The 26,144-nt window shown below is 37.6% G+C and carries 28 protein-coding genes and 1 pseudogene; 19 read left to right on the forward strand and 10 right to left on the reverse strand.

The genetic code is table 11. From position 1 onward, the window contains the following. Positions 1–362: 362 nt before the first annotated feature. Positions 363–584 (reverse strand): 50S ribosomal protein L31, encoded by a 222-nt coding sequence (gene rpmE, locus BJB63x_RS05240; protein WP_078719286.1) that lies wholly within the window; start codon positions 582–584, stop codon positions 363–365. 222 nt (positions 585–806) lie between these two features. On the opposite strand from rpmE, the gene BJB63x_RS05245 reads away from it, so the two are divergent. Then, positions 807–2,663, forward strand: a complete 1,857-nt coding sequence (locus tag BJB63x_RS05245; RefSeq protein ID WP_078719287.1) for an ABC transporter transmembrane domain-containing protein — start codon at positions 807–809, stop codon at positions 2,661–2,663. 198 nt (positions 2,664–2,861) lie between these two features. On the opposite strand, the gene BJB63x_RS05250 is transcribed toward BJB63x_RS05245, so the two are convergent. The 4 genes from BJB63x_RS05250 to BJB63x_RS05265 form a co-directional block, all read right to left on the reverse strand. Then, complete coding sequence (locus tag BJB63x_RS05250) at positions 2,862–3,653, reverse strand: inositol monophosphatase family protein (RefSeq protein WP_078719288.1); 792 nt, start codon at positions 3,651–3,653, stop codon at positions 2,862–2,864. Positions 3,654–3,674: 21 nt separating this feature from the next. Then, positions 3,675–4,247 carry an elongation factor P gene (efp, locus tag BJB63x_RS05255; protein WP_078719289.1) on the reverse strand — a complete coding sequence of 191 codons (573 nt, stop codon included), beginning with the start codon at positions 4,245–4,247 and terminating at the stop codon, positions 3,675–3,677. A gap of 157 nt (positions 4,248–4,404) precedes the next feature. Further along, positions 4,405–5,442, reverse strand: a complete 1,038-nt coding sequence (locus tag BJB63x_RS05260) for a tetratricopeptide repeat protein (RefSeq protein ID WP_078719290.1) — start codon at positions 5,440–5,442, stop codon at positions 4,405–4,407. 5 nt (positions 5,443–5,447) lie between these two features. Further along, positions 5,448–6,122: a thiamine phosphate synthase gene (locus BJB63x_RS05265; RefSeq protein WP_078719291.1), complete on the reverse strand. Its 675-nt coding sequence runs from the start codon at positions 6,120–6,122 to the stop codon at positions 5,448–5,450. A 111-nt stretch (positions 6,123–6,233) separates the two neighbouring features. On the opposite strand from BJB63x_RS05265, the gene BJB63x_RS05270 reads away from it, so the two are divergent. From BJB63x_RS05270 to BJB63x_RS05330, 14 genes and pseudogenes are all read left to right on the forward strand, one after another. Further along, on the forward strand, positions 6,234–7,355 hold the full coding sequence (locus BJB63x_RS05270) for an OpgC family protein (RefSeq protein ID WP_078719292.1): 1,122 nt from the start codon (positions 6,234–6,236) through the stop codon (positions 7,353–7,355). Positions 7,356–7,522: 167 nt separating this feature from the next. After that, entirely contained in the window at positions 7,523–8,041 is a 519-nt protein-coding gene (locus tag BJB63x_RS05275) for a DUF1465 family protein (RefSeq protein WP_078719293.1), read from the forward strand. A gap of 168 nt (positions 8,042–8,209) precedes the next feature. Continuing rightward, complete coding sequence (ruvC, locus tag BJB63x_RS05280) at positions 8,210–8,719, forward strand: crossover junction endodeoxyribonuclease RuvC (RefSeq protein WP_078719294.1); 510 nt, start codon at positions 8,210–8,212, stop codon at positions 8,717–8,719. Beyond that, on the forward strand, positions 8,716–9,357 hold the full coding sequence (gene ruvA, locus BJB63x_RS05285; RefSeq protein ID WP_078719295.1) for a Holliday junction branch migration protein RuvA: 642 nt from the start codon (positions 8,716–8,718) through the stop codon (positions 9,355–9,357). Before ruvC ends, ruvA begins: the two co-directional genes overlap by 4 nt. Continuing rightward, a complete protein-coding gene (ruvB, locus tag BJB63x_RS05290; RefSeq protein ID WP_078719296.1) occupies positions 9,357–10,451 on the forward strand; it encodes a Holliday junction branch migration DNA helicase RuvB in 1,095 nt (364 codons plus the stop codon). Before ruvA ends, ruvB begins: the two co-directional genes overlap by 1 nt. Then, positions 10,444–10,880 (forward strand): annotated as a pseudogene (gene ybgC, locus BJB63x_RS05295) (tol-pal system-associated acyl-CoA thioesterase). The gene ruvB and the pseudogene ybgC overlap by 8 nt, the downstream one beginning before the upstream one ends. A gap of 169 nt (positions 10,881–11,049) precedes the next feature. After that, complete coding sequence (tolQ, locus tag BJB63x_RS05300) at positions 11,050–11,763, forward strand: protein TolQ (protein WP_078719298.1); 714 nt, start codon at positions 11,050–11,052, stop codon at positions 11,761–11,763. A gap of 11 nt (positions 11,764–11,774) precedes the next feature. After that, positions 11,775–12,227, forward strand: coding sequence for a protein TolR (tolR, locus tag BJB63x_RS05305; RefSeq protein ID WP_078719299.1), 453 nt, complete (start codon positions 11,775–11,777; stop codon positions 12,225–12,227). A 76-nt stretch (positions 12,228–12,303) separates the two neighbouring features. Continuing rightward, positions 12,304–12,582, forward strand: a complete 279-nt coding sequence (locus BJB63x_RS06740; RefSeq protein ID WP_335617788.1) for a hypothetical protein — start codon at positions 12,304–12,306, stop codon at positions 12,580–12,582. A 41-nt stretch (positions 12,583–12,623) separates the two neighbouring features. Then, positions 12,624–13,103 carry a hypothetical protein gene (locus BJB63x_RS06745; protein ID WP_335617789.1) on the forward strand — a complete coding sequence of 160 codons (480 nt, stop codon included), beginning with the start codon at positions 12,624–12,626 and terminating at the stop codon, positions 13,101–13,103. A gap of 107 nt (positions 13,104–13,210) precedes the next feature. Continuing rightward, a complete protein-coding gene (locus BJB63x_RS06750; protein ID WP_335617790.1) occupies positions 13,211–13,450 on the forward strand; it encodes a hypothetical protein in 240 nt (79 codons plus the stop codon). 38 nt (positions 13,451–13,488) lie between these two features. Continuing rightward, positions 13,489–14,811, forward strand: a complete 1,323-nt coding sequence (tolB, locus tag BJB63x_RS05315) for a Tol-Pal system beta propeller repeat protein TolB (protein ID WP_078719300.1) — start codon at positions 13,489–13,491, stop codon at positions 14,809–14,811. A 937-nt stretch (positions 14,812–15,748) separates the two neighbouring features. Further along, positions 15,749–16,480 (forward strand): enterotoxin A family protein, encoded by a 732-nt coding sequence (locus BJB63x_RS05325; RefSeq protein WP_236823852.1) that lies wholly within the window; start codon positions 15,749–15,751, stop codon positions 16,478–16,480. A 159-nt stretch (positions 16,481–16,639) separates the two neighbouring features. Next, on the forward strand, positions 16,640–16,912 hold the full coding sequence (locus tag BJB63x_RS05330) for a hypothetical protein (RefSeq protein WP_153300761.1): 273 nt from the start codon (positions 16,640–16,642) through the stop codon (positions 16,910–16,912). A 193-nt stretch (positions 16,913–17,105) separates the two neighbouring features. Here the strand turns inward: BJB63x_RS05330 and BJB63x_RS06710 are convergent, their stop codons facing one another. Beyond that, on the reverse strand, positions 17,106–17,237 hold the full coding sequence (locus tag BJB63x_RS06710) for a hypothetical protein (RefSeq protein WP_257787806.1): 132 nt from the start codon (positions 17,235–17,237) through the stop codon (positions 17,106–17,108). Between the two features lie 651 nt (positions 17,238–17,888). Between BJB63x_RS06710 and BJB63x_RS06715 the strand changes: the two genes are divergently transcribed. Beyond that, positions 17,889–18,011 (forward strand): hypothetical protein, encoded by a 123-nt coding sequence (locus BJB63x_RS06715; protein ID WP_257787807.1) that lies wholly within the window; start codon positions 17,889–17,891, stop codon positions 18,009–18,011. Between the two features lie 190 nt (positions 18,012–18,201). Further along, positions 18,202–18,549, forward strand: a complete 348-nt coding sequence (locus BJB63x_RS05340; RefSeq protein ID WP_078719302.1) for a hypothetical protein — start codon at positions 18,202–18,204, stop codon at positions 18,547–18,549. A 975-nt stretch (positions 18,550–19,524) separates the two neighbouring features. On the opposite strand, the gene BJB63x_RS05345 is transcribed toward BJB63x_RS05340, so the two are convergent. From BJB63x_RS05345 to tkt, 4 genes are all read right to left on the reverse strand, one after another. Beyond that, positions 19,525–20,559 (reverse strand): class I fructose-bisphosphate aldolase, encoded by a 1,035-nt coding sequence (locus BJB63x_RS05345; RefSeq protein ID WP_078719303.1) that lies wholly within the window; start codon positions 20,557–20,559, stop codon positions 19,525–19,527. A gap of 82 nt (positions 20,560–20,641) precedes the next feature. Further along, positions 20,642–21,835 (reverse strand): phosphoglycerate kinase, encoded by a 1,194-nt coding sequence (locus BJB63x_RS05350; protein ID WP_078719569.1) that lies wholly within the window; start codon positions 21,833–21,835, stop codon positions 20,642–20,644. Positions 21,836–22,066: 231 nt separating this feature from the next. Further along, a complete protein-coding gene (gap, locus tag BJB63x_RS05355) occupies positions 22,067–23,074 on the reverse strand; it encodes a type I glyceraldehyde-3-phosphate dehydrogenase (protein WP_078719304.1) in 1,008 nt (335 codons plus the stop codon). Position 23,075: 1 nt separating this feature from the next. Continuing rightward, positions 23,076–25,076: a transketolase gene (tkt, locus tag BJB63x_RS05360; RefSeq protein ID WP_078719305.1), complete on the reverse strand. Its 2,001-nt coding sequence runs from the start codon at positions 25,074–25,076 to the stop codon at positions 23,076–23,078. A 305-nt stretch (positions 25,077–25,381) separates the two neighbouring features. Here tkt and BJB63x_RS05365 point away from each other — a divergent pair, with 305 nt between their 5' ends. Continuing rightward, the gene (locus BJB63x_RS05365) at positions 25,382–25,657 is read left to right on the forward strand and encodes a DUF4164 domain-containing protein (RefSeq protein WP_078719570.1); all 276 of its coding nucleotides are present in this window, start codon (positions 25,382–25,384) and stop codon (positions 25,655–25,657) included. 12 nt (positions 25,658–25,669) lie between these two features. Then, on the forward strand, positions 25,670–26,035 hold the full coding sequence (locus BJB63x_RS05370; RefSeq protein ID WP_078719306.1) for a cell division protein ZapA: 366 nt from the start codon (positions 25,670–25,672) through the stop codon (positions 26,033–26,035). Positions 26,036–26,144: the final 109 nt, after the last annotated feature.

Consider the following 26,144-nt stretch of genomic DNA (forward strand, 5'->3'; position numbering starts at 1 on the left):
AAAAAAGCTTTCTATTTAATATCCTGAAAACAACATTATTTTTAACATCTCTTCTTTTTAAAGACATGCTTTTATTCATTAAAGGCATACTTTAATTCAATTGAGTCTCTTTTCTATTTTTGAATCTTGAAAAATTTCTTCTAAAAATCCTCTATACCTTTTTTGTCATAGAGCTCTATCTATCATAAACGCACAACCTTATTGTGCCATGAATTAAATATTCACTCTTCTCTCCAAACAAAGCGGGAATTTTCAAACAAGGTTAGCACTTGCAAACAAAGAACAAACTTTCAAACTAGCCCTAGATCTTTTAAAAAGTCTCTTTGATTAAAGTCAATATATTTTTAATATGATTTGAAATTTTAAAATCCAAGACCACCAAAACGATTCTTAAACTTAGAAACGCGTCCACCACGATCAACCAATGTCTGCGCCCCTCCAATCCATGCTGGATGGCTTTTTGGATCAATATCCAAATTAAGGGTATCCCCTTCTTTTCCCCATGTTGAATGAGTCACATATTGAGTTCCATCAGTCATTACAACATTAATCATGTGGTAATCAGGGTGAATATTGGGTTTCATACGACAAAACTTTCTTTATTTCCGACAAAATTTTCTTTATTTCACACAACTCACGCAACGAAATAGCACTTTGATGTATTTTTTAAGTGCGCTCTCTTTGTCTTTTTGTTACAATTATTCATTTAAAATTCCAATAGCTGAGCGTGCATCAAAAAACAAGTGTTCAAAATACTTAAATCTATGAAAATTTTATCACCAACTCAATAAAGACTCAAAAAACCCATGAAATTCTTGAAACTCCCAGAAAAATCTAAGAAGCCTTTCCAAGCAAAACATTCTTTTTCTTCATTTTCCAGTTTTAGTCCTTATATCAAGCGTTACAATGGGCTTATAATTTGTGCTTTTCTGTCTTTATTGGTTGCGGCTTGCGTCACTCTTGCTTTCCCCCTTGCTATTCGCCAAATGCTTGATTACGGCTTCTCAACTTCAAGCCATGGTAAGATGAATTTCTATTTTGGCATTTTATTTGTACTCGCCTTTCTCCTTGCTCTGGCTTCAGCCATCCGTTACTATTGTGTCATCACATTGGGTGAACGATTTATTGCTGACTTACGGCGCGATGTTTTTCAGCATATTCTTCAGCTTTCTAATGATTTTTTTGATCGTTCCCATTCAGGTGAAATTGTTTCAAGTCTTTTAACAGATACAACCCAAATAAAATTAGCTGTAGGATCGATAGCTTCCACAGCGTTGCGTCACCTTATTGTTGTGATTGGAGCCATTGTGATGATGATCATCACAAACGCCAAACTTTCCTTATTGGTTTTGTTTTCCATTCCCCTTATTGCTATTCCCTTGATTATTTTTGGACGCAAAGTGCGCAAACGCACACGCACAACGCAAGACCGCCTAGCAGAAGCCAATGCTTTAGCCTCTGAACAGGTTAATGCCATTCGGACTGTCCAAGCTTTTACCGCTGAACAAGATATTTCTGCACGTTTTTCAACACTGATTGAACGTGTTTTTCAAACAGCCCGCACTTCTGTGATTCTTCGTTCTTGTTTCACTGGCTTTGCAATTTTTCTCATTTTTAGTAGCATTGTTGCGATTTTGTGGATTGGATCACAGGATGTTTTACGTGGCACTATGACAGGGGGAACTCTCGGCCAATTTGTTCTTTATGCGGTTTTTGCAGCAACAACCTTTGCGCAATTATCGGAAATCGGTGCAGAATTAGTGCAAGCAGCGGGAGCAGCAGAACGTCTTGCTGAACTATTGCAAAAAAAACCTACCATTACAACGCCTGCATCTCCTTTATCACGCTCCCTTCCCATTCAAGGGTCTCTTATTTTTGATCGAGTTCACTTTGCCTACCCCTCCAGACCGGAAAAAAAAATTTTGCGGGATTTATCCTTTTCTATCAAAGCAGGAGAAACTGTTGCCTTTGTTGGCCCTTCGGGCGCAGGAAAAAGTACTCTCTTTTCTCTTATTCTCCGTTTTTATGATCCTACAAGTGGTCATATTCAATTTGATGGCATTGATATTAATCGTCTTTCCCTACACGATTTACGTTCCTCGATTTCCTACGTTTCTCAAGAGATTGATATTTTTGAAGGAACAGTTCGCGAAAATATAGCCTTTGGAGCTCAAAATCCTCATCAAGAACAAATCATCGCTGCGGCCCAAGCAGCCAATGCATCTGAATTTATCGACTCCTTACCAAAAGGCTTTGAAACTCAAGTGGGAGAAAAGGGTATCATGCTTTCAGGGGGACAAAAACAACGTATTGGCCTTGCGCGAGCAATCTTGAGAAATGCTCCTCTCCTATTGTTGGACGAAGCAACATCAGCCTTAGATGCAACAAATGAAAAGCTGGTGCAAAAAGCTTTAGAAGGCCTCATGAAAAATCACACAACCTTGGTCATTGCTCACCGTTTAGCAACGGTGTTAAAAGCAGATCGTATTCTTGTAATGGATCAAGGCTCTATCGTTGAAGAAGGAACTCATGCACAACTCATTGAGCAAAATGGAATTTATGCACGTTTAGCTAAACTTCAATTTTCACCTGAACAAACTTCACAAAAAATTGAACCAAAGGAATCTCATAAAAGTAAAAAAAGAAAACCCTCCCAAAAATAAAACCAAAAAACTTTAAACTTGAGGAATATGGAATAATTGACTTTTGCTGCCGAGAAAGCAATCTTGATAGAAGATCAAACCTAAAAAGCGAACTACCAACTTTCTTGCTAAGCGTTTATTTCTAACAGAGCCTCATTCTTCTATTTTCTGTGTACACAATTGTCTTTTGTCTTTCTCTGGAAAAATTTATATTTTGAATCAAATCCCTTTTTTGAGAATTCTTTTCAATTCAGCGTGAATAATCTCATTACCAGCAACGATATTTCTTTTACCAAAAATATCCTGCTCCCCATCTTTATCGCTTACAAATCCACCTGCTTCACGAATCATTAAGAGTCCAGCAGCCATATCCCAAATTTGGAGATTATCTTCCCAAAAGCCATCAACTCTTCCAGTAGCTACATAAGCCAAATCAAGAGAAGCAGCTCCAAAACGGCGAATTCCGGAAACCTCAGCCATTACATTGCGTAATTCCACCAAATAATTTTCATGACTTGGACGCCCCAAATGGGGTAATCCTGTAGCAATAACGCAATGTTCTAATTTGCGCCGTACTGCCACACGACAGCGCCGATCATTGAGGAAAGCTCCACAACCGCGTTCAGCAGTAAAGAGCTCATCAAGAATAGGATTATAAATAACACCGGCAACAATCTGTCCTTGACGTTCTAAGGCAATCGAAACAGCAAAAAAAGGAAGACCATGTAAAAAATTTGTTGTTCCATCCAGAGGATCAACAATGAAACGATGTTGTGAATCTTCTCCGATGATTTCCTGAGACTCTTCCATCAAAAACCCAAATTTGGGTCGTGCTTTTTTTAATTCATTAAAAATAATTTTCTCGGCTTTGCAATCTGCTTGACTTACATAATCGGCAGGCCCTTTTAAAGACACTTGTAAATTTTGAACTTCACCATAATCACGCACCAAAGAACGACCTGCTTTTATAGCAGCCTGCACCATAATATACATGATTGCAGAATGAGCCATCTTTTACCCTCTTGTTTTTTCCTATCCCTTTTCATTTGCACGACGCAAATAAATTAACTCATTGGTATCTACAACAATCCTTTCACCTGAATTAATAAAAGGAGGAACAAGAATGCGAATTCCATTTTCAAGAATAGCAGGTTTATAAGAAGAGGTAACTGTTTGCCCTTTGATTGCAGGATCAGCCTCAGCAATGGTTACAGTAACTTGATCAGGCAGAGATACCCCAATTGGTTTTTCTTGATAGAGCTCAACAGTCACAGTCATACCATCTTTTAAAAAAGCAGCACGATCACCAACGAAATCTCTTTGTAATTCGAGCTGTTCATAGGAAAGTGAATCCATAAAAACCAAAACATCTCCTTGCTGATAAAGAAAAGTAAAATCTTTTTGTTCGAGTCGTACTCTTTCAACAGTTTCAGCAGCACGAAATCGTTCATTCAACTTTGTTCCATCGATCACATTTTTCATTTCAACCTGATTAAAGGCGCCCCCTTTTCCTGGTTTAACGGCATTACATTTCACAACTGCCCATAGACCCCCTTGATGTTCAATCACATTTCCCGGTCGAATTTCATTCCCATTAATTTTCATTATTATCTCCAATTTTACTTTTGCAGAGGAGACCTCTTATTTTATCTTTTGTAAAAAACTATTGCATTAGTGCATTATTGACTCTTTCAGTATTTTACAAAACCATAAAAGTTTGGTTTAAAAAACTGTCAAGCTTTGTCTTTCATAAAGACTGCTTTTAAAGTCTATGGACTAGTTTTCTTGCTTGCAGCATTGCTTTCTGCAACTCAGACTGATCCATTTCTTTGATCATGGTTTCAAGATCGGGAATGTTTGCTTTTTGAGTTTTTGCAACCAAATACCATGCAGCAGCCATAATAGGATCTCCAGTTATTCCAATTCCATCCCGATAAAGTCTTGCTAAATTAACCTGTGCAATCACAACATTTTTATTTGCATTATCCAAAAGAAAATCAAAAGCACTTTGAAAATCGGTTTCTCCCCCGCGTCCTTGCAGCAACCATTGTGCTAAAATAACCTGAGCCATTAAATGTTTATTTTGCGCTGCTACTTCTAACAGTTTGCGTGCATTATAATCATTTTTTGGTATTTTTAGAGTTCCTACAGAAAGAATTTTTGCGGCAGCAAAAGCTGCTTCAGCGTCTCCCAGAGAAGCTCCTTTTAAGAACCATATCAGAGCCTGCTCTATACTTTCATTTTCTTGATTTTTTACATCAACTGCCTCGGATTCTTTTTTTTCATGCAACGCTTTATAAAGGAGGATTTGCCCAGAATAAAAATAAGCTTCTCTGACCCCAGCATCCATTGCTTTTCGAATAAATTCTTCGGCAAGGTCTACATTTTTTTCAGTGAAAGTTCCATCAAACAACATTAACCCATAACGAAGCTGAGCTTGTGGTTCTCCTTGTTTTGCGGCGCGTTCAAACCAGGAAATAGCCTGTTTACCATCGATAGGCGTCACATATCCTTCCATATACATTCGCCCTAACAAGGTTTGAGCAATGGGATCATTTTGCTTAGCCCGCGCGAGGGCTACACGAAAAGCTTTTTCATAAAGCCCTTGGACATAATAATCATAGGCCTCATCATATTGTCCTGCTTTTAAGGGCGACACAATTTGTTGAGTTCTTTGAGTATTTTCTGCATTTTGAGAGACATCTACAATCTGCTCTTCCTGTTGAGCACAGCTAGAGCTCGCAAAAGCCATTATAAACCCAATTATTCCTAAAATGAATATCGCGTAAAATTTACTCATGGCTTTCACCTCTCTGTGCGTAGAGGAGCATTCTGACACTTTTCTTTTATCATATCAAGCACCCTCAAAGGATCATCATGCATAAAAATCATTTCTTCCACGGCAATAAACTCACAATTGGTTTCCAGAACTTCATCAAAAAATTCGTATTCATTTCCTGTTTGAATAATGGCAGGAGTTTGCATAATCTCTGCCCACCATCGCGCCAACTGAATATTTCGAGGATGCGGACGGGGTTTTTTGTCAGCGCCTAATTTTCCAAACAAGAGATAATCAACTCCTGCTTCAGCGACAACCATCGCAGAGTGACGATTGTGCAAATTTCCACAACCAATTATTTTCTGTTCTTTTTTCAAACTTTCGACGCTCTTTTGGATGTTCAAATCGCCTTCTACATGCAACCCATCGGCTTTGATCCGACCAACAACGCGGCTTTGCTCAGCAATAATCAGGGCCGCACCATTGTGCTGAATATCATGAACATATCTTTGTGCACTCTTTTGCAAATACTCTTCCCCCATTCTTTTCCCTTGCAAATCATACAAAATAACGCAAACAAAAGATTGCGTTTGCAAAATCTGACGAAATAAAACAGGATTAAGTGTACGGCGCACATTTACTGTCAGAATCAACTGAGGAAAAAGACATTGCACAATTGGCTTATTTTTTTGTTTTGTCATCCTTCATCTTTCAACACAGTACTTCATGACTCAAGATTAAAAAATCATTTTATAGTCATGATCTTTCTCTTTTAACAACAGATTGTTTTTTGATATCTTAAGGGCTCCTTCATGAAATGCTCCAAAATTTCTTCTCATCATAGTCCCCATACTCCCCGTGACACACGGATTGATGTTTTTCGTTCTTTAGCGTTGTTGACAATTTTCATCAACCATATTCCTGGTACATTCTATGAGGATCTCACCCATAAGAACTTTGGCTTTTCTGATTCAGCAGAGATATTTGTGCTGCTTTCAGGGGTTTCACTTGGACTTAGCTTTCACACGCGTTGGTATAAATTGCCTTTTTCTTCTCTGATTTGCAAACTTTGGCAGAAAGCTTTTCGTCTTTATAAGGCGTATCTTTTCACTACTTTTGTCACCTTAGGTCTTTTTTGGGGGGCTTTTTCTTTTTGGCATTTAGAGCAATTCACCTCTATGAATAATGTAGGACTGTTTTTTACAAAGCCGTTTCTTACATTTGTGAGTATTTTGAGCTTTGGTCACCAACTTGGCTATAATAATATTCTTTCGCTTTATATTGTTTTCATGATTTTTGCGCCTTTTGCACTTTATTTGAGCTGCCAACACAAAGGACTTCTTCTTTTTACTTCCTTTACTCTCTATATTCTTTGTGGTCTCTATAGGATTGCTCCTCCTTCTTATCCTCTTCAAGGGCAATGGTTTTTGAATCCTCTTTCATGGCAATTTCTCTTTGTGATTGGCTTCACAAGCACTCTCTCTCTCAAAGAGGGAAAACCAATTCCCTTTTGTCGTCTTTTATTGGTATTTTCCATCATCTATCTTGTTTTTTCCCTGTTATGGGTACGCCTAAACTGGTGGGGAAGTTTGGGTTGGCTTCATTGGTCTTCACCTTTGATTGATTTCAATAAAACTTTTTTAAGCATCCCCCGTTTGTTGCATATTCTTTCCTTGTCTTTTTTGATACTTCGTCTTCCTTGTCTTCATAAAAAGTTTTGCGTCTCAATACACCATCCTTTAGCGATTTTAGGGAAACAGAGTTTACCAGTTTTTGTAACTGGTACTCTTCTTGCGATGTGTGGACAGATTTTAAAAACAGTGATGAATAATAGCTTTATGTTGGATACTCTTTTGATCATGAGCGGTATCAGCCTTCAATTTTTTATCGCCTATTATTATGAAAACAAAAGCACGCGTCATGCTTCACTGTAAAAAACTTCGGAAGCCTTCTACTCTAATCCCATTAACCTTAGCATAAAAAGGACATTGCACAATAATTCTAAAAAAGGTATTTATTGTCCTGTAGAAGGCATTTTAAAAAGAAATTTCCTATATTTTTGAATGTTCTCAAGATTGTTTTAGTTCTGGAGTATACAAGTGTGAGCGTACATGAACGTCCACAAAATCAGCCCATCGTCATGATTGAACATGATGCTTTTGAAAGTGTATTTGATCGTCTTTATGAAGAAACAATGGTTTTGATTGAAGAGACAGCAGCTTATATTGATACAGAAGGTCGCTTAGCTGCCCGTGAGCTTTCGGTAGAGCTTTCTGAAATTTATGGCAAAGAAGCGATGTATTTAAGTACACGTTTGATGCAAATTGCTTCTCAGCTTTTGTTAATTCGTGCAGAGAGGGAAGGAGAAATGTCGCCAGAACAAATTCAAAAAGAAATTGTAAAAGTTTCGCTTTATACCCCATCACTCGAATCAAAATCTGCAGAGTGGAAAGAATTACCAGAAGTTTTTCGTCACTTTGTAAAGCGTTCACTTCGATTAGAAAAAAGAATGCGTCATATGAACTATGATAAAAAACACGCTTTTTTACGTACTTTATCCAAGAGCAATCCAGTAAACAAACAGATTCAATTGCTCAAAACCGCTTTTCAGCGCCTTTAAGCGTTTTCTTTCTTCAAAAAAGAAGGAAACTATTTTTCCCCCTTTAAGTTGTATTTTGGTCTTTTTTTCAAATAGCTTTAGATTTTCTTTACTTTGATATATTCTTCTTTTGCTCTATTGGCTGAATTAATCTATTAAAACACTAAGAAATCAAATAAACTGAATTTTATGGTAGAAACGATTCGCATTATAGGTATTGATCCTGGCCTTCGACGTACAGGGTGGGGGGTTATTGACTTATGCGGCAACCATCTCCATTTCGTGGCATCGGGAACCCTTCACTCTAACGCTCAGAATGATCTGTCTTCTAGATTATGCCAGCTTTATGAAGGGCTTTCAAAAGTTGTACACCAGTTTATGCCCCATGAAGCAGCTGTTGAGCATGTTTTTGTCAATAAAGATGCTGCTGCCACTTTAAAACTTGGTCAAGCCCGTGCTATTGCACTGCTAGTTCCTGCTCAAAAAGGTCTTCACATTTCCGAATATGCCCCTAATAAAGTTAAAAAATCAGTCATTGGCATTGGACATGGAGAGAAGGAACAAATTCACATGATGGTGAAAATTCTTCTTCCTCGGGCTGAATTTGATAGCAGTGATGCAGCGGATGCCCTTGCCCTTGCAATTTGCCATAGCACTCACCGTATGAGTAACTCGCATCGTTTAAAGGCGAGCGCATGATTGGAAAACTCACAGGAATTCTTGAACATATTTTTGATGATCATATTATTCTTGATGTGCAGGGTGTTGGATATACTATTTTTATCCCTAACCGTCTCCATTCTTCTTTACCAGCCATAGGTGGAAGTCTAAGCTTGTTTATCGAAACCCATGTGCGTGAAGAAGCTATTCGCCTTTTTGGCTTTTCAACTAAATCTGAGAAAGAGTGGTTTTGTCTTTTACAAAATGTTCCAGGTGTTGGTGCAAAAGTCGCCTTGGCCCTTTTAGGAACCTTATCAATCAATGACCTCAGCCAAGCGATTACTCTCAATGATATTGCGACAATCAGTCGTACTCCAGGTGTTGGCAAAAAAGTCAGCGAAAGAATTGTAAGTGAGCTCAAAAGCAAAGCTTTTCTCTCTAAAGAAGGTAACAAGAATTTTTCTTTTTCTTTTTCGAATCTCCCTTCAGAAGAGAATCATCAACCGACCAACGATGCTCTTTTAGCTTTAATTAAGCTTGGTTTTGATCATGATCAAGCAGCAACAACTTTGACTTCGGTTCTTTCTTCTCTTAAAGGTGAAACGGTTTCATCGGCACTCCTTGTTCGCCATAGCCTAAAACTTCTTTCCTCACAAAATCAAGGTAACAATGCATAATGCATAAAGATGATCCTCAGCGCCTTCTTGGTGCCATTCCTCTTCCTAACGACCCGGATCGTTCCTTAAGGCCGCAAACTCTGGATGACTTTATTGGTCAAGAAGCCGCCCGCGCTAATTTAAAAATCTTTATTGAAGCAGCACGAACACGTCATGAAGCCTTGGACCATGTTTTATTTGTTGGACCTCCTGGTTTAGGAAAAACAACACTTTCGCAAATTATGGCAAAAGAATTAGGGGTTAATTTTCGTTCGACATCAGGGCCAGTGATTGCCAAAGCGGGTGATTTAGCTGCCCTTTTAACCAATTTGGAAGAACGAGATGTTCTTTTTATTGATGAAATTCATCGTTTAAATCCGGCTATTGAAGAGATTTTGTATCCGGCTATGGAAGATTATCAGCTCGATCTTATTATTGGGGAAGGTCCTGCAGCTCGTTCAGTTAAAATCGACTTAGCCAAATTCACCTTAATTGCAGCAACGACGCGTTTAGGCTTATTGACCACCCCCTTACGAGATCGTTTTGGCATTCCTATTCGTTTAAACTTTTACACCATCAGTGAATTAGAACATATTGTTCAGCGAAATGCTCGTCTCTTTTCGGTCCAGATCAATGATGATGGCGCCCATGAAATCGCGCGCCGTTCTCGTGGAACCCCGAGAATTGTAGGGCGTCTTTTACGACGTGTGTGTGATTTTGCTTTAGTCAAACAGGTCGAAAAAATTGATCGTGCACTCGCTGATGAAGCTCTTTCGCGTCTTGAAGTTGATCATCTTGGTCTTGATTCTTTGGATCGCCGTTACCTTATTCTCATTGCTCAAACTTTTTTAGGAGGCCCGGTTGGTATTGAAACAATTGCTGCTGCTCTTTCAGAACCACGTGATGCGATTGAAGATATTATTGAGCCTTATTTGCTCCAACAAGGTTTTATTCAACGAACAGCGCGCGGGCGGATTTTGACAGAAAAAGCCTGGACACATTTAGGACTTCGCTCTCCCACAAACGCAGAGTCAATAAAAAAAGCTTCTCCACCGATTAACACCCACTCTCAAGAGCCTTTTCAGCCCTCTTTCTGGGAGAAAGAAAATGAATAAAGCTCCACCCTTTAATCATCCTCACTCTCCTTATTTTCATGACCTTCAAGCACGAATTTATGTAGCTGATACGGATTTTTCTGGTGTTGTTTACCATGCACGTTACCTTGAGTTTTTAGAACGGGGACGTTCAGAATTCTTGCGTGATATGGGTTTTAAAAACAATGAATTAATCTCGGATAGCCAAGGTGAGAAATTATTTTTGTTGTACATCATATGGACATCACCTTTTCTAAATCAGCCATTCTTGATGATCTTTTAACCATAAAAACATCCCTACGACACGTTCAAGGGGCACGCTTTTTCATGGATCAGGTTATTTTGTGTGGCGGAACTCTCTTGATTAAAGCACAAGTTGAAATTGCCGTTATCAATCAAGAAGGAAAACCGCGCCGTTTACCCAAGAATCTTTTTTCTCTTTCCTTGTAAAAGCGTTATTCGATCAACATTGTTTAAAGAATAAAAGAAGAATAAAGAGATTTTTTGAACATTTTTTGTCAAAAAATTTAACTTTGTTTTGTCAAATTTAGAAACTATAAAACAATATGCTGTAATGTGCTGTAAAGTGATGCATCTTTCATTGAAGAGGTTAAAAACCATGGCACAAGTAGAATTTGCAAGTCCAGATACGATAGGAATATTAAGCTTATTTATGCAAGCTAATTGGATTGTAAAGGTTGTTATGATTGGATTGGTACTTGCTTCCATATGGAGCTGGACTATTATTCTTGATAAATTCATCTCTTATCGGCACATACGGCGTAATATCCATCATTTTGAGCGTGATTTTTGGTCGGGGCAGCCTTTGGAAGATCTTTACGCCACCTATAATAGTCAACGCAATAACAGTATATCCGTTGTTTTCCTTGCTGCAATGACGGAATGGAAGAAATCACTCTCTAAAGGATCGCACACACCCTTAAGCCTTCAGACGAGAATTGATAAGGCGATGGATCTAACCTTAGGACGTGAAAGTGTGAAAATAGAATCTCGATTAGGCTTTTTAGCAACTCTTGGATCTGCGGGCCCCTTTATTGGACTATTTGGAACAGTTGTTGGAATTATGAATTCGTTTCTTTCTATTTCAGCTTCTCAAAACACATCGCTAGCAATTGTTGCCCCAGGCATTGCGGAAGCACTTTTAGCCACTGCAATTGGTTTGTTTGCAGCCATTCCTGCTGTTATTGCTTATAATAAATTGACAAATGAAAGTGCGCAAATTATAGCCAAAATAGAAAATTTTGCTGATGAATTTTCAACGATTTTGTCACGACGAATTGATGAAACAGCCTCCACCAACTCATCGTTATAAAGAGGTGTACCATGGGATTATCTGTTGCTTCTTCTGCTCAGAAAGGTAAACGTAGACGGCGTCATTCGCGTACTCCTTTAATGAGTGAGATTAACGTCACGCCTTTCGTAGATGTTATCTTAGTTTTACTGATTATTTTTATGGTATCCGCTCCCCTTTTGGTAAACGGTGTTCCTCTTGATCTCCCCCATAGTCAAGCGAGCTCTGTACAAATGGAAAGTACTCCCTTAACAGTTTCGCTTGATGCCCAAGGGCGTTTAGCTATTAATCAAAACTATTATGATACAGAAGAAGCCCTGATTGCGCATCTTAAAGCCCTATTAGCCGAAGATCCGACACAGAAAAATAAACGTATTTTTGTGCGTGCTGCAAAAACTGTTGAATATCAACAAGTTTTGCAACTTTTGGCTCATATTCAAAAGGCAGGTTTTTCGCAAGTCGCTTTAGCCAGTTTAGGACAATAAAATTCTCCAAGAACTGTTACTTCATGCATCTCAAGATTCTTCGCAATCATGAAAAACAAAATAGCAAGGCATATCAATGGAAAAAGGCTCTTATCACAGCATGCAGAAAAGTTTGGCTTTATCATTTGCATTGCATTTTATTCTTTTTAGCTGGGGGATAATGCACTTCAAGCCCTCTTCTTCTTTCATGCAACAGCCTCTAGAAATTGCTCCAATTACTTTGTCTTCTTTTGACAAAGATCTTTCTTTCCAAGAGGGCTCATCAAGTGCTCCCCCTCTTGAAAATGCCACTCCCAAACCAACGACAAAACCACAAGAAAAGAAAATGCCCATTATTTTGGTGAAGGAACGATAGATAATCAATCTCCGCTTCAACTAAAAGAACAATTGCAACATATGGATGCAACACCTTCTTCTTTTGGAAAACAAGATGCATCGGAAATATTTGAATCATCCCTAAAAACGCAGGAATTGACAGAAACAGAAGCTTTACTCCACACAGCTCCAGAATTCACGAAGAATGAAACAAAAACACCACCACAAGAGCCAGAATTAAAAGAAAAAACAGTTTCTCCAACAGTTTTAGAACAAATAAAGCCAGAAGATTCTGTTCAGAAAATATTAGAAGAACTTGCTCAGGAAAATCATCCTAATGAGTTGATAACAACAATTACTCCTCCAGCCAGTATTCCTCTACCCTTTTTCAAACCGAAGACAAAACCAATCGAATCTTCTTATTTTCAAAAGGAAAAAAAATCTTCCCCCAAAGGAGAGCAAACAATAGAAGATATTTTGGCAATGGAAGAAACACATCTTATCAACCGTGCACGCATCCAAGGAGGGGGGGGAAACGTTCTAGTGAACGGGAAGCTCTAGGTGCGAGAAAAAATGTTGGTGACTCCGCAAAAAAAGCGCAAACACTCGTTAATCTTGTAGGATCCTGTATTCAACAAAAGCTTAAACTTGTTGCTATTGGAGGCAATTTGAACAACCGTCCTGTTGTGCGTTTACAATTTTATTTAAATAATCACGGATACGTAATAGGCGAACCAAAGATTGATCGGCTTAAAGGTGAAGAAAGTCAGCTCACCATTATGACACAACAAGTTTATGCCGCTGTTTTTTCATGCCAGCCCTATGAAAATCTCCCTCGTGATCAATATAATTTATGGGGACAAGGTTTTGACTTTAATGTTGATCCTTTTCAAAAAACATTACCATGAAATTCCATTTTTTCTCTCACAGAAAGGATAAATATCACATGACTATGACAAAAAGCATAATTTTTTCATGTTTTTTTTTCATCGTGTATTTATGGTTTTGCGGTTTTTCATCTGCATATGGACAGCTGAAAGGCACGATTGCAAATGCTGATTTTAACCCAATCCCCATTGCCATTACAGATTTTGTTTCTCACGATTCATTAGGCGTTAAAATTGCTGCTGTCGTTGCAGCAGATCTTGAAAGATCAGGGCTTTTTTTGCCCTTACAGAAATCTTCTTTTCCTGAAATATCTCCCAATCCCGATAAACAGCCAAACTTTTCCGATTGGAAAAAAATAAACACTCAAGGATTAGTTACAGGAAAAGTTTATAGAGAAGTAGATGGACGGCTTAAAGTTGATTTTCGTTTATGGGATGTCTTAGGGAATCGACAAATTAAAGGGAAACGATTTTATACAGCAACGGAACGCTGGCGTCGTGTTGCACATATGATTGCAGATGAGATCTATAGCAAAATGACAGGTGAAAAGGGCTATTTTGATACCCGCATTGTATTCATCGACGAAACAGGCCCCCACGATGCGCGGATCAAACGTTTAACAATTATGGATCAAGATGGAGCAAATTTGACCTATCTCTCTGATGGAAGTGAACTTGTTCTTACCCCGCGCTTTTCTCCGAAGCGACAAGAAATTACTTATATGGCTTATGGTAAGAATAAAACACCCCATGTTTATCTTCAGCAAATGGAAGTAGGACAAAGGGAATTGATCGGCACCTTTGACAATATGACTATCGCTCCGCGCTTTTCTCCTGATGGACAAAAAGTCATTATGAGTTTGTTGCAAAATAATGGAAGTGCCAATTTATATACGATGGATTTACGCACACGAAAGATGACTCGTTTAACCACAACCAAAGCCATTGATACATCAGCCTCTTATTCACCGGATGGCACTAAAATTGTTTTTTCCTCTGATCGTGATGGAAAACCACAAATTTATACGATGAACGTAGATAGTAGCAATCTCCAACGTATCTCCTCTAATGAAGGAAGTTATTCCACCCCCATCTGGTCTCCACGTGGCGATTATATTGCATTCACAAAACAATTTCAGGGTCAATTTTCCATTGGTGTGATGTATCCTGATGGAAAAGGAGAGCGGATTTTAACAACAGGATTTCATAATGAAGGTCCTACATGGGCACCCAACGGCCGAGTACTGATGTTCTTTCGTCAAAATCCAGGAGAAGGCGCAAAAATTTACACGATTGATATTACCGGACGCAATGAACGCCTCTTGCCTACCCCCAATGATGCTTCTGACCCGGCATGGTCTCCTTTACTCAATACACAATAAAAGAAAAATGTAGGAAACACATAAAAAGCAATCCCGGCCATTGCCCTCATTTACCTTTCAAAGTCTCAAAATTACTCTTTTAGTCTGTAGTTCGCTCTCTAAATACTCTACAGACTGCATTTAATGTCTTTTTGGACCATAGGAATCTCGCTAATCGATACTGTCCAGATCATGAAGAACGCTATTCGCTCAATAATCAATTTTTGAGAAGTGACGGGAAATAAAATAAGATGGCCTTTCAGTTTTAACCATCACATAGGCAAAACGTGCTTTGCATCTCGAATGTTAATATTTTTGTGCTTGTTTATGCTAAAAATAACACTATCAAACAACATCATCTACTTTAAACACATTTGTCGCCATCTACAATATCATCTAAACTATGATCTAAATCACCCAATATATTTTTGTGCATCTCATAAACAAAAGATTGTACACTAGAATAGAATTTTATTAACTTATTCTATAAAAACAGGAAGTATAACAATCTTTTCACGCCCTTGCTTCGTTAAAGCTATAGGCATAGCTTCGTTTAAAATATCGCCAGCCTCGCGCTTTACATCTGTAACATCTGTAAAATTATATCTTTCTATATAAACATTTCACTCTTAATAAAGAAGATATATTAAATGTGTCTTACATAAGATATATTTACTTCTTTTTCGCCCTTTAGTGCGAAGTGGAGCTCATAAAGAGCTAATAATTCTTGTGTGATTTGAAGTGTATCTGTTTGCATATCGGAATATATACCTGATTATCAATTATCTTTTACGCCGAGAACTTCAACCTTTAGGTTATAGAGGAAGTCAAGATATCAAGTAATCTCCTTTTTAAAATAAAGATTCTTCCTCATACTTGTTTGTAATTAAATTAACTTTTTTCGATAAAATAACATTTTAAATTTGCAATGTTATTATAATGATATATACTTACCCCCATGGTTAAATTAAAAAAAAACATATTTAAATTATTTATTTCCTTAATAATTTCCATTTTTTCCTATGCTGCCTTTGCTGATGATATTACTGAAGTTTATCGAGCAGCTATGGATACTCCTGAGAGTATAAAAGCTGCAGGTGGTTTCTATCCTAGAGGAATGGATGGATCGCGTCCTAACCAACCTCCACCAGACATAAACTTATGGAACCATGTACATGGAGCTGATACAGGGATGTCACGCCATAATTCTGGTTACGTATCTACAACAACTTCTCGAGGGCTTGCAATTCGTTGGGTGAATGATCATCTTAATCATAATGGCTACGTTTATCGTATTAGAGCTACACCTAATTTTATTGATGTTAACGCATCGTTAAGGCATTATTCTCCACATTCAGAAGAATTAGAAGTATCTGCATTAGGTGTTATTCACTGGAATCAAGTTATTGGATGGGAAAGAGTAAGAGGGGGGCGTGTTGGTTCATTTGTTCATAACCCAGATTACAGAGAGCGATTATATACAAGTTTTTCATCATCAGGTGCTCAGCCACAGCTAGCGGCTTTCCCTAATAACCATCCAGCTTGGGCAGAGCAACCGTGGGTTAATTTTGCTAATTGCGAATTAAAGTCATCCTGTTCTCCTATTAAATCAACACAGAAATTAGGAGAAGAGTGGTTTTTAAAATCCTATTATGATATACTTAACATATTAGTTACTATTATTGATTAAAAATTTAAGTATTATAGATTTAGTTATTTATAATCTTAATTATATATTTATTTTATAAATATAAGATTTTTAATAAAAGAATAGTTTTAATCTAAAATATAAAGAGAAAATATTATGAAAATTAAAAAAATACTTCTGTCTTTACTTATGATAGTCTTAATGACAAGAATATCTATTGCTGGGCCATATGTGCAAGGTGGCTATATAGGTTGGGTTAATGCTGATGTATCTACATATTATTGTAATATAGCAATAGTATACAAATCAAAACCAGGGGATAAACAGTTAGGAGAATGGAAGTGTAATAGCTTACCTGGAAAAGCTATGTTGAATTTAGCTAAAACAGCAATGCTTCTGGACAGGCCGGTAGAGGTAACTCTTCAAAGTGGTACAAGTAAAGTAAAGAGAGTATTAGCCATTACTTTAAAATAAAATCAACAATCATGTTATAAATTTATCCTTTATGCTGAAAATTGTATTCTGTAGTTTGCAAATATAAAAAATATATATAGTTTATTGACAGAGATCTACTGCTTGAACCTAAAATTAAGGAGAACAAGAAATATCTGTCTTTTCTTTAATAGTTTTAGATGAAAGTCTTTGCTTAATTAAGAGACAAAGCCATTTATGTTTTTGGGTAAAATTTTCGACTGAATTTTATCCCTACTACCGTAGCAGCAATTTTTCCGTTATTGATCTGTTTTAAAATATGTGTATATCCAGCTTCTACAACAGCATCCAAGATCTGAATAATCATCTTTCCTATAGTACTTTGGGTATTCAAACTATTTTCCAAAAGCAATGCAATGCTCTTTTTATAACAGGCATTAACAATATACGAATCATATCTGCAGTATTACGTCCAAGCCTATTTTATTACAGATGATTGTATCATCCTTCTTAGTACGGTAAGGAGCCATTGTGACATTTCACTTTTGTCTGTAGCTCCTATTATCATATTGGTAAAATACGATCTTTTTATACTCCAACTTTTTAAGCCCAGTTATCTGCAATTCTAATTTCTGGTGATTAATTGATACTCTAACATATCCTAAAAGAACAATTTTAGTCTCATAAATTATATTTTTTTCAGCGTATCACAATATTACAATACTAAACTTTTCTAGTATTTATCCGCACAAAAGCTTTTCTGCTAACTAATCTTGAAGTTCTTATTGTACAAGTTAGAGTCCAAAAATTGAAATCTAATGATATGTTAGTATTATAAGCATTTAGATTAATGAAGACATCATAAGAAGATGTTTTCTACGAATAAAACTTACAAAGAGTTATATTTAAGTGACGCTGAACGTGAAATGTTACGTGCAAGAGATGTTTCTCAGAACAGCATCTATCTGTATGAATTAGATATGGCAAGAAAAGGGAACGAAAGCAAGGCATCATAGGAATGACCTGCTCTGGCTCAACGTCCAACTTATTCTCCTATCACCTTCAACAACAATATGGTTCGGAATTTATCCGTAATATCGGTTTTATCACTAAAAATGCTGAAGAATATAAATTAGATTGACTGATAGTCATAGCTAGTTAAATGAGATGCCCTACTTTCCAAATCGAAAATGATATAATGGGTTACGAGCAAACGAGGCATAATAAGGAAGAAGAAAACTGAAAAGCATGATTAAAACACAAAATTGACAATATTTGTTATTATTTTCTTTTATGGGGGGTGAATGTAACTTAATCGGAGGTTTTATCTCATGAAACGTATTATATTAGTTACGACTTTGTTTTCCATCTTTTCTTCATTATTTATACCAATGGTTAATGCATTGCCGGTGGGCAATGGATGGGGGAAGAATAGGAATGAGATAGTAGACAAATTGGCAGCACAAAAGAACCTTGGAGAAACAGAGAAACAGATACTTCAAAAAATTATTGTTCCTGGAAGAGATAATCACTTGAAATTTAACTCAAACAAATTTGAAATTAAAGAGAGGTATCGTTCAATTCTTCTCGGTTTTGGATTAAGAAATGCTTGTGAAAAGCTTGATAAATCAAAGTATAGTGGTCAAAACTGGTTGGAATGCTCTATAAATAATAAATAGAGAGAAAGATCTTTAGATAAAAGTTAGATAAAAGAGCGTTTTTTTCATGAGATTCACAGTATTACAAAAAAGTGCTTTTTTAATAGTTTAAGTCTTTTTAAAAAAAGAATATTTTGCTGTGTTTGCTGAAATATGTTAGCTGTAATAGAAAGCAAAAAGGGTAAAGAATTGATCCTTATATTTGGTGAATTAAAGGTGGGAAGTAACTTTTTCACCTTTTAGTTTTTTGTTAGGAAGTTTTATTTTAAGCATTATAGAACTTTGTTTTTTTATTTTTTCAATAAAATTAGAGACTTATTCTTTACCTAATTTGCTCTCCGCTCTATTTCATTGGGTGTGTAGTTTTGCTTGCAAAGTAGTTTTATGAACAACCAACTCTCGAAGTAGTTACGATTGCTTGCTCTTTTGGAGAGCAATTTCATTACCTATGTATATCGTCTGTATCTGTCCTTCTAGGCTTGCTAAACGATTAATGAGTTTTTGCATTAGCTTATCCTCATCATCAAACATGCTGGTATTGATCTCTGCCTACTTCAATGGCGATACGTAAATCAGATAAGTCAGCTTCAGCCTATTTCTTATAATCTTGAGAAGAATTCATTTTCCCAGTATTTTTTAAATAATTCCCATAACCAGATTACATCTTTTCAAAGCGGCTATTTAAATCACTCATATTATAATAGGAAAAGGCTCTGATTGTTTTGATAAATTTTTTTAAATGTTGCAGAGTGTTTTGCAAACCACTAATTCGGGTTCAAATAGGAGAGCCCTTTCTTGATCATATTTTCATAGTGTTTGAGCTGTACTTCTAACTATTTTGCAGTGTTTAATTTGCATTTGAACTGTTTCAACATATCAATTAATTATCTTCGCAAAATGACTATAACTACATGTCGATTTTTCAAATGAAATTAGTCTAAAAACTTCATCAGGATTTTCTTTAATTTTTCTGCAGACTTCTGTTTTACTTTTAACTTACGCACAAGACTGTTCTTGTTCTTTTGTCCATTGTCCCAAAGCAGCAAGATGGTTCATCTGAGCACGATGACAAAAAGCCTTTTGTGCTGCAACACTTTGTTCGGATTTTCCACCCCATATTTTCAAAGCTGCAGCTTGTAAGGCGCGTCCATAAGAAAAAGTCAATTTCCAAGGCAAAACAACACCCAAAGCATTCATAGCAGACAAATGCGCTGTTGCTTCTTCATCGGATTGCCCTCCAGAAAGGAAAGTAATTCCTGGAACAGCAGCAGGAACGGTCTGCTTAAGAACGCGAACTGTCTTTTCAGCCACTTCATCAACGGAAGCTTTACGCGCATCTTTACCATCAATAACCATATTGGGTTTTAAAATCATGCCTTCCAAAATAACACGTGCTTGAAATAATTCTTCAAAGACTGTTTTTAAAACTGTTTGTGTTACTTCAAAACACCGCGTAATTGAGTGTTGACGCGATTGACCATCCATCAAAACCTCAGGTTCAACAATTGGTACAAGACCAGCTTCCTGACATAAAGCAGCATAGCGTGCCAAAGCTTGAGCATTCTGATTGATTGCACCTTTTGTTGGTAAAGAGTGCGCATCAATTGCAATCACCGCACGCCACTTGGCAAAACGCGCACCCAAAGCATAATAGTCCTTCAATCGCTCACGCAGACCATCCAATCCTTCTGTAATCATCTCTTGAGGAAAAGCGGGCAAAGGTTTGGCACCTGTATCTACTTTAATACCCGGTACAGCACCAGCATCACGAATGAGGTCGGTTAACATTTGACCTGTTGATGCTTTTTGACGAATAGTTTCATCAAATAAAATCACACCAGATATAGCTGTTTCCATCGCTTCTTTTGCTGAAAACAGCATTTCACGATAAGACCGACGATTGTCTTCAGTAGATTCTATACTAATAGTTTCGAACCGTTTTCCAATTGTTGCTGTACTTTCATCTGCTGCTAAAATACCTTTTCCCCGACGAACCAGAGATAATGCAATATCTTCAAGACGTTCATTCATATAAAACTCCTCTTTTTCTCTCACGCTCTAAAAATCAATGACTAATCAATACACTTGCTTAAGTCATTAAATGTTTTTTCCTTCACACTTGCTGAAGAGCGAGAATCCCAGGAAGACTTTTTCCTTCCATCCATTCTAAAAACGCCCCACCTGCAGTTGAAAGATAGGTAAAATCATTGGCAACACCTACATGATTTAGTGCAAAAACCGTATCTCCTCCTCCAGCAATGGATACCAATTGCCCCCGCTGACTAAGCTCTGCGACATACCGTGCTACCGTCACCGTTCCCTGATCAAAGGGCGACATTTCAAAAACACCAAGCGGACCATTCCAAACAAGAGTTTTTGCCTTGTCAATTGCCGCCTGAATATGTGCAATAGAACGGGGACCTATATCCAAAATTATCCCTTCTTCAGGGATTTCATCAAGAGCATAACACTGATGCGGTGTTTCTTTTTCAAAATGAAACCCAACCACAACATCCAAAGGCAAAAGAAGCTTACAATGGTTCTGATGTGCTTTTTCAATAATTTCTTTTATTGTTCCTATCAGCATTTCTTCACATAATGATTTACCAACAGAAAAACCTTGTGCCGCAAGAAAACTATTGGCCATACCACCGCCAATAACCAAATAATCAACCTTTTTAACCAAATGATTGAGAACAAAAAGCTTACTAGAAACTTTTGCTCCCCCAACGATTGCCATCACTGGATGCGTTGGATGATCGAGCCCCTTTTCTAAGGCCTGCAATTCTCGCTGCAATGCTCTCCCTGCATAAGAAGGTAACAGATGCGTAATCCCTTCTATTGAAGCATGAGCACGATGAGAAGCGGAAAAAGCATCATTTACATAAAGATCCGCATTTTGCGCTAAAGCTTCAGCAAAAGAATGATCATTTTTTTCTTCTCCCGAATAAAATCGCACATTCTCCAGCAGAAGAATTTCTCCATCCTGCATTTTATCCACTGTTTTCTGGACTGCATCGCCTATACAATTATTTGCAAAAAAAATAGGCTTCTTGATGATTTTTCCGAGCGTCTCAACGACAGGACGCAGTGTAAATTCGGGATCCATTTGTCCTTTGGGACGTCCATAATGAGATAGGATAATAACCTTAGCCTCACGCTTTTGAAGTTCGATAAGTGTGTCTTTATGGCGTTCAATCCGCGTTTCATCACACACTTTACCCTTCAACATTGGAACATTAAAATCCACCCGCACCAGCACGCGTTTTCCTGTTACATCAACATCATCGAGTGTCCGAAATTCCATAACTGTTTTCTCTTTTTCTTTATCTTTCAAACCCTCTTCTTCCCTTTAGCTTACACTTTTGTCTCACTATCCTTTAGCTCTTGGTATCTCCAACATTCAAAATATTCTTTCATTTTTATCATTCTGTTTTTTCTAAAACAATTTTTTCTAATGCCCTTTTAAAAAACATCTGCTTCCTTTTCTCTACAAACACCGTATTTTCTCTTTGTATAAGAAACCCAAAATTTCTTTTTACAACGTTTTGGCAAAAGCCACAGCAGTATCAATCATTCGGTTTGAAAAACCCCACTCATTGTCGTACCAAACTAAAATGCGACACAATTTCCCATCAATTACTTTAGTTTGATCATTTTGGAAAATTGCTGAGTGTGGATCGTGATTAAAGTCAATACTTACAAGTTTTTCCTCTGTATAATCCAAAATTCCTTTTAGAGGTCCTTGAGCAGCTGTACGGATAGCTGCATTAATTTCTTCAACAGTTGTAGAACGTTTAGCATTAAACGTCAAATCAACAACAGAAACATTCGGTGTTGGAACCCGAAGCGATACTCCATCTAAAAAACCATTTAATTCTGGCAAAACCAGCCCCACTGCTTTCGCTGCTCCTGTTGACGTAGGGATCATAGAAAGAGCTGCAGCACGAGCACGATAAAAATCCTTATGCATTGTATCTAACACAGGCTGATCTCCGGTATAGGAATGAATCGTTGTCATAAATCCTTTTTCAATCCCAATTGCTTTATGGAGCACTTGTACAACGGGAGCTAAGCAATTCGTTGTACAGGAAGCATTAGAGACAACACGATGTTCTTTGCTCAATGCCTGATGATTGACTCCGTATACCACTGTTAAATCAGCGCCTTCAGAAGGTGCAGAAACCAAAACGCGCTTTGCCCCTGCTTCTAAATGAAGACATGCTTTATCACGTGCTGTAAAAAATCCGGTACATTCAAGAACAATATCGATATCTAAAGACTTCCACGGCAATTGTGTCGGATCACGTTCAGCAATAACTTTAATCGCACCACAGCCAACATCCAAAGTATCCCCCACAACCTTAACGGGAGCAGGAAAACGCCCGTGGACTGAATCGTAGCGCAACAAGTGAGCATTTATCTCCACTGATCCTAAATCATTAAGAGCCACAACTTGAATATCTTGGCGCTTTTGTTCAACAATAGCCCGCAAAATATTACGTCCAATCCGCCCAAATCCATTAATTGCAACGCGAACACCCATGTTATTTTTCCTTATTAATCTTTTCAAGCTTTTCTTTAACGATCGCCACTACAGCCTCACATGTAATGCCGAAATGCCTATAGAGAGCATCACTTGGCCCACTTATCCCAAATCCCTCCATTCCAACAAATACTCCATCGCAGCCAATAAAGCGCTCCCACCCTTGCCGAATAGCTGCTTCAACGGCAATTTTAATTGGTGCCTCACCAATTAATGCTTTTTGATATGCAGCAGATTGCTGTGCAAATAATTCAAAACAAGGAACAGAAACTACCCGTGTTGGAATCCCGCTTTCCTCTAAAACAGAATGCGCCTTCACAACTATTTCTAACTCTGAACCAGAAGCAAAAAGTGTCACTTTTGCATCATCACTGGCTGTTAATAATTCATACGCACCAAACATACAGAGATTTTCTTTTGTATATTCTTGACGCATAAGAGGTAAATTTTGCCGGCTTAAAGCCAAAGTAGAAGGTGTTTTTTTTGTTTTTAAGGCTAATTGCCAACATTCGAGTGTTTCGACAGCATCAGCTGGTCGGAAAACAAAATGATTAGGAAGCGCGCGTAATGTCGCTAAATGCTCTATCGGCTGATGCGTAGGTCCATCTTCGCCCAAACCAATTGAATCATGGGTCATCACATAAATAACGCGCAACCCCATAAGAGATGATAAACGCATCGCAGGACGCATATAATCTGAAAAACATAAAAAGGTTCCACCATAAGGTATGAAACCTCCATAAAGCGCAAGACCGTTCATCACTGCACTCATAGCATGTTCCCGAATTCCATAATGGAGGTAGCGGCCTGAAAAATCATTTGCAGAAATGATTTTCATCTGACTCGTTTTTGTATTATTAGATCCTGTGAGATCAGCAGAACCACCAATGGTTTCCTGAACAGCTTCATTAATAACTTCTAATACCATTTCAGAAGCTTTACGGGTTGCAACAGCAGGACGATCAACAGCTAATTTTTGTTTATAGGTATCAATAATATCTTCAAAATTTCCGATTAGATCACCCCGCATCAACCGATCAAACTCAGCCCGTTCTGCAACAGATAAAGAAAGCAACTTTTCTTCCCATTTCTTCCGTTTTTTTGCAGCATTCAGTCCAGCTAAACGCCAGCTATCAAGAATATCAGCTGGAATGACGAATGGTTCTTCTCCCCACCCCAAAGCTTTACGGGTTGCATCAATTTCCTCCACCCCCAAAGGAGATCCATGAACCTTATTGGTTCCCTCTTTATTAGGAGATCCAAAACCAATTGTTGTTTTACAAGCAATCAACGTTGGTTTATCAGAAGCCTTTGCAGCTTCGATAGCACGCACTAAAGCAGCTTGGTTGTGTCCATTTACTTTAATAGTATTCCAACCAGATGCTTTAAAACGCACTATTTGATCTGTACTATCGGTTAATGAAATAGCTCCATCGATCGAAATATCATTATCATCCCAAAACACAATCAGCTTACTGAGTTTTAAATGTCCTGCTAGGGTTATTGCTTCTTGAGAGATCCCCTCCATTAAACATCCATCCCCCACAAGAGCATAAGTATAATGATTAATCAACTCCCCAAAACGCGCGTTTAGTAAGCGTTCTCCCAGAGCCATTCCTACAGCATTAGCCAGCCCTTGTCCAAGAGGTCCAGTTGTTGTTTCAACCCCAGCCACATGTCCATATTCAGGATGACCAGCGATTCTAGACCCTATTTGGCGAAAATTGCGCAAATCCTCAAGAGAGACATCTTCATAGCCAGAAAGATACAATAAAGCATAGAGCAACATCGAACCATGCCCCGCGGATAGGACAAAGCGATCGCGGTTAGGCCAACGCGGATTCTTGGGATCATAAGCTAAAAACTTTGTGTAAAGAACAGTAACAATATCGGCCGCTCCCATTGGTAAACCAGGATGACCAGAATTGGCTTTTTCAATTGCATCAATAGCAAGAAAACGAATGGCATGAGCCATTTGATTTTGTTTTTCGTTATTTATCATGAATAATAAACCATTTTTTGTAAAATTTACTCTTAATTTCAATCATTCCCGCTGTCCTTATAGTTGATCACTAAAATACGCATATACTCGCACATATAGCTCATATAAACTAAAATATCACCCTTACCTATCCATTATGCACACCACACTTCTGCCCATAATGTCAAATAATCCAGCTTTTAATTCACATCAATCTTCTGCCTTGCTTGCTAAAATAGCTTATATCTTTAAGATATAAAATGAATGCAAAAAAGAACATAAGTGATTCGTTTTTGCATAAAGGATGATTAAGGAATATGCTCATTATGAACCAAGAGACTGCTATTTTACCACAAGCTCTAAAACAATTGGAAAAAGCACTCAGAAATTTAGAAATGGCTGTTATCAATCATAATGCTATTATTGACAAAAACAACGAATGGGAAGAAGAAATTCAACGAATGAATGCTGATCGTAGTCGTCTGGCTCAAGAACTTGATAAAGCCGAAGCGCACACAGAACGATTAACCTTAGTCAACAAAGATGTTTCCAAACGACTCATTAAAGCTATGGAAACAATTCGCATTGTAGTTGACCGATAAAGGTTTAAGCAGATGGAAACTGTTTCAATCACTATCGATGGAAAAATTTATCGTATGGCTTGCGATGCAGGGCAAGAAGAGTATCTCATTCAGCTTGCTGCTAAATTGGATCAATATATCGCACATTTGAAAAAAAAATTTGGTGAAATTGGTGATCAGCGTCTTTCCATTATGGCTGGCATTATGATTATGGATGAAATGGAAGAAATAAAGCGAGAAAACAAAAAATTACAAGAAAGCTACGCAGCTCTTCTCCAACAACATGATAAAAGAGACTACATGATGAGTCAAGTTGTAACAGAAACAACAAAGAGAATTGAAAAGATTACCCAGCAATTACTCAAAGAAAATGAGGATAATACTGCTCTGCAGGAATAAAGATAAATTTGTCTTAATCTTTAAAAGATTTCCATTTTCTCTAATAACATGTCTTACGATGATGATTTTGAAAATCGAAACGTTGGAACAGGAATGGACTTGGATATAG

The organism is Bartonella sp. JB63 (assembly GCF_002022665.1).
Classification (GTDB): Bacteria; Pseudomonadota; Alphaproteobacteria; order Rhizobiales; family Rhizobiaceae; genus Bartonella.